Genomic DNA, 3,939 nt, shown 5'->3' on the forward strand with positions numbered 1-3,939 from the left:
CAAAATAAAATGCCCCGCATAAAGCAGGGCATTATTTAAATCTTGGTGGCCCGGGGCGAAATCGAACCACCGACACAAGGATTTCTAATTCCTTAGCCCCCATCAGTAATGATTTATTTTTTTACTACTGGCTCATTTTTGAGCTCTTTCAAGGTGTCGCCCGCAAATGTTTCATATATCCAGCTTAAAACATTCGTTGTTCCGACGACGAAACTTTCATAATGGTCCGTAGAAATTTTGAAAGTGTCCAAGATCTTACCTGATGCGTCTTTTACTGTAACGTCACCTTGAATATAATCGGAGCCTGATAAGAATCCTAACATCATTCTGTTAGCAATTGATCTTACGCGTATGTTGGTCACTTCAACATTAAGGGTGGGCTGTTTGGGATTTACATTGGCAGTGATTAACTTTGCAGCCGATAGTGTTTTTTGAATTTGCAGCTTCAGATCTATGTCACTAAAAGCTGTGTTGTCTAAACGCTTTTTTTGAGCCTCATCAGAATACGTAATAACAATATTGCCAAGAGGATTACTTGGGGTAATAATAGACTGTGCTGGCCTACTTTGACCGGCCTGGCGACTCACCGTTGAAGAGCACCCGTTGATCACAAGTATCGCTGTGAAGCAAAGGCAAATTAACTTTAAAGAATTTTTTATCATGATGTTCGCTTATTTAAAATAAAAAAGTAATTTAGCATATTTTGAATATTTGGTTTCGGCACAAAGTTGAGGAATAGATCTATTCTTAAATTATCTATTCGCGTGGATTTACTCAAGTAACGCACCAAATATGTGCCACATAAACCCTCTTACAGGGACGTCCTTCTAAAAGACGCTTCTAGATAGGAATATCCGAGACTAATGGCGTCTAACCACGCCCAACCTTAAAAGAAAATAGCCCAACAAGTGGGCTATTGAGATTCTTGGTGGCCCGGGGCGGAATCGAACCAGGGCCTTAGGATGTCTGACTCTATTCCTAGACTGTCGTTTTAAACGACATGGCATGAAGGGATAACAAAACCCCTACTTCTGCGGCAATAATTACCGGTTTAAGTAGCCTGTATTGCCAGGACAAAACAGCACAGTATTAAAAATAGCCATAAAGAATCGGTATTTGACATAAGCACCCCTTTAAAAGATTTACTTACTTATAGCTATGCATAAACTATGCCACATTAATCGGCACAGATGAAACCCGCATAAACACAAATGTTTTTTTAAAGGTTATTTCCGTAAGGGTTGCCCAATCAGTTTTTTCTTCTTAAACGTTGCTTCAGTAATCGGCATATGGGTAACAACACAACACACGTCATCTAAGTGTTTGTAGGCAGATACCTTGACCTCAAACCATCTTTTATCTCCATTACTGTGGCAAGGATATTTTAAAGTAAATGTTTTTGAATGTTCCGCAATAACTTCACGAATAGATTTAGCCACTATATTCGCTTCTTCAGAGCCTGGCCCCACTACTTTTTCACAAACAGCAAGATAATTAACACCCTCACATCCTAGGCTCCCTCCCTTTAACTTTGGATATAGCATGGCAGCAGATCGCCATGCACCATTAACCAAAATAATGACGCCCTCTGAATTTAATACAGCCGCAAGGGGTGTAACAAAGTTCAAAGCAGCATGTGCCAACATCTCTATTTTTCGGCGCCCATAGGCTTCTACTTTTGCCCTATCTTTCTGGCTATCAATCTCTACATGAATGCTCGCTTTTTCGATGATAGTCGTAGAATAAATAAACGATGCATCTAAGTTAAGCCAGCTGATTAAAGTCTTCAGTCTTGACGTCTCTGGTATTGATTGGCCATTGATCCATTTTCTCGCCGATTCACGACTAATTGGATTTGACTGAAAGTTACGAAGATTAAATTCAATCGCTAATTTACTGGCCGTAGGTATTTTCCCAAACCGATTGATCAGTCCAGCTCTAAAAGCTAAATGGAAACGCTCGATCACGAATTGGTTGATAGTCAAATTCCCCTAAAGTGCTCTCTTGTCCATTTAACATCATGTACCTTTTACACCCATAAGTCAGATTTATTACATTTGCCAACTTGAACTTGGCAAGTTACGAGCTATCCGGTTTATTTTATTCAGAATATTCACTATTAAAACAAGAGGGTCTAGATGGCCGAACTGACGTATGTTGATGCTGTACAAAAACTAGAGGCCGGTGACTCATTCACCCTACAAGACATAAAGAACCTATCTTATGCAGATCTTGATATGCTATTTGAAGAACTTAAGCATTGGAAGGTCTACGGCAATATCAACACAAAAATTAATGCATTAAAGCGAGGGTGAGGGTCATACAAGAAAATAAAACTTACCTTGCTATCGATTTTAAGAACCCAGTGCGGCTTGATGGTTCGCCTGATAATGCGGGGAATCTTTCGTCTATAGGCATTAAGTATGAGGGTAATTCTTTTGCTAAATTACCTATAGTCAAAGCCTATATCGATAACCGCTTACAAAAAATTCGTAATCAATTCGATGAATCTACTATTGCTACTGTTTTTTTATTCATCGATATTACAGTTGAAAAGGCCCTACGAAATACTGTTGAGATTACTATTCACCTTAAAGATAAGCAGCTTTACTCTGAAGATCAGGGCGAAGATCTTTATTCCACCATCAACTCTGCAATTGAAAAAATATGGAAAATACTTAGCCACCTACCAAATTAATTTAAATGAGCCGCTTGGTTGATAGTTGATGGACTTTTCGTAGTCCTTAAGACTTAGTTTTGGCTTAAGCTTGGCTACTAATAGGCTGTTTGCCTCATTCCAGCCTGCAATTATTTTTTCCATGGCTTTGGCTCTATTAGCAAGTCTCCGGTTTTCGATCGTGAGCTCCGCTATATGCTGTTCCTTAGATTCATATCTTTTATCCATCATCAGACTCCCAGCGCTTTGTAGAAGTTAAGTCTATTCCTCTTATAGTCAAAATAATTCTTTTTCAGGCGTAATTAAAGAAATTAGTATAAAAAAGCAACACTTAAGTGATTGAGAGATGACAAATTTCCTGTCACAAAACTGTCCTTTTAAAGGACATTTCTATATAGCGATATCCGAAACTAATAGCGCCTAACCATGCCAAGCCATAAAAGAAAATAGCCCTACAAGTGGGCTATTGAGATTCTTGGTGGCCCGGGGCGGAATCGACCAGGGTCAAGGATGCCTGACTCTGCTTTAGACTATTGCCTACTTTATTCGTAGTGAGTCCACATTCTTAAGATTCGCACCGTCTTCTCCTTGCGCAAAATTTCATAAACTAAGCGATGTTGAATATTAATTCTGCGTGAGTAAGCCCCTTTTAGATCGCCAACTAACTTCTCATAAGGCGGCGGATTTTGGAGGGGGTCTACTTCTAAAATATTCAATAAAGCCTGGGCTTTATCTTTAAGGCCTGCAGCAGATAGTTTTTTAGCATCCTTAATGGCATATTTGGAATAAGCTAAATTCCAAGTCACCACTTCAATGCCCTTTTACTTTTAGCAATAGGCTCAGCCATAGCGTCTTTAATTGACTCACGCATTCCTGGAATTGCCAATAGATACAGCGTCTCCTGAATAGCGCTCCAATCTTCTTCAGAAACTAAAATAGCATTTCCTCGCTTACCAGAAATGACTATTGGCTTATGCGACTCTGCCGCTTGATCAATCAAACGGTAAAGACCTGCTCGAGCTTGGCTTGCGGTTAATGTGGTCATGATTTTACTCCTTTTCAATATAGTACGCAAAAGCGTACGCTTTGTCAAGTGGCCATCTCATCCACCCGACCAAAAGAAAATGCCCCGCATAAAGCAGGGCATTATTTGTATGACTCGACACATAGTTAACACTTTATACCGGACACATACTTTACAGTTTTTGGCATAGGAGGGGCCACTCTATGCCGTGGAATGAAAGTACGAAGATGGACGAAAA

The 3,939-nt window shown here is 39.7% G+C and carries 7 protein-coding genes; 2 read left to right on the forward strand and 5 right to left on the reverse strand.

Annotated elements, in window-relative coordinates; all coding sequences use genetic code 11:
- Positions 1-113 precede the first annotated feature (113 nt).
- Both ABWP14_RS11250 and ABWP14_RS11255 read right to left on the reverse strand, forming a co-directional pair.
- The gene (locus ABWP14_RS11250; RefSeq protein ID WP_353203065.1) at positions 114-662 is read right to left on the reverse strand and encodes a DUF4410 domain-containing protein; all 549 of its coding nucleotides are present in this window, start codon (positions 660-662) and stop codon (positions 114-116) included.
- Between the two features lie 564 nt (positions 663-1,226).
- Entirely contained in the window at positions 1,227-1,985 is a 759-nt protein-coding gene (locus ABWP14_RS11255; RefSeq protein WP_353203066.1) for a hypothetical protein, read from the reverse strand.
- Positions 1,986-2,138: 153 nt separating this feature from the next.
- Between ABWP14_RS11255 and ABWP14_RS11260 the strand changes: the two genes are divergently transcribed.
- Together ABWP14_RS11260 and ABWP14_RS11265 are read left to right on the forward strand one after the other, a co-directional pair.
- On the forward strand, positions 2,139-2,315 hold the full coding sequence (locus tag ABWP14_RS11260) for a hypothetical protein (RefSeq protein ID WP_353203067.1): 177 nt from the start codon (positions 2,139-2,141) through the stop codon (positions 2,313-2,315).
- Complete coding sequence (locus ABWP14_RS11265; protein WP_353203068.1) at positions 2,312-2,698, forward strand: HPF/RaiA family ribosome-associated protein; 387 nt, start codon at positions 2,312-2,314, stop codon at positions 2,696-2,698. The genes ABWP14_RS11260 and ABWP14_RS11265 overlap by 4 nt, the downstream gene beginning before the upstream one ends.
- Here the strand turns inward: ABWP14_RS11265 and ABWP14_RS11270 are convergent.
- From ABWP14_RS11270 to ABWP14_RS11280, 3 genes are all read right to left on the reverse strand, one after another.
- A complete protein-coding gene (locus ABWP14_RS11270) occupies positions 2,687-2,908 on the reverse strand; it encodes a hypothetical protein (protein WP_353203069.1) in 222 nt (73 codons plus the stop codon). The genes ABWP14_RS11265 and ABWP14_RS11270 overlap by 12 nt on opposite strands.
- A 311-nt stretch (positions 2,909-3,219) precedes the next feature.
- Positions 3,220-3,483, reverse strand: a complete 264-nt coding sequence (locus ABWP14_RS11275; RefSeq protein WP_353203070.1) for a Txe/YoeB family addiction module toxin — start codon at positions 3,481-3,483, stop codon at positions 3,220-3,222.
- Positions 3,480-3,722, reverse strand: coding sequence for a type II toxin-antitoxin system Phd/YefM family antitoxin (locus ABWP14_RS11280; RefSeq protein ID WP_353203071.1), 243 nt, complete (start codon positions 3,720-3,722; stop codon positions 3,480-3,482). The genes ABWP14_RS11275 and ABWP14_RS11280 overlap by 4 nt, the downstream gene beginning before the upstream one ends.
- Positions 3,723-3,939 lie beyond the last annotated feature (217 nt).

Origin of the sequence: Polynucleobacter sp. (genome assembly GCF_040400325.1) — a bacterium.
GTDB lineage: Bacteria > Pseudomonadota > Gammaproteobacteria > Burkholderiales > Burkholderiaceae > Polynucleobacter.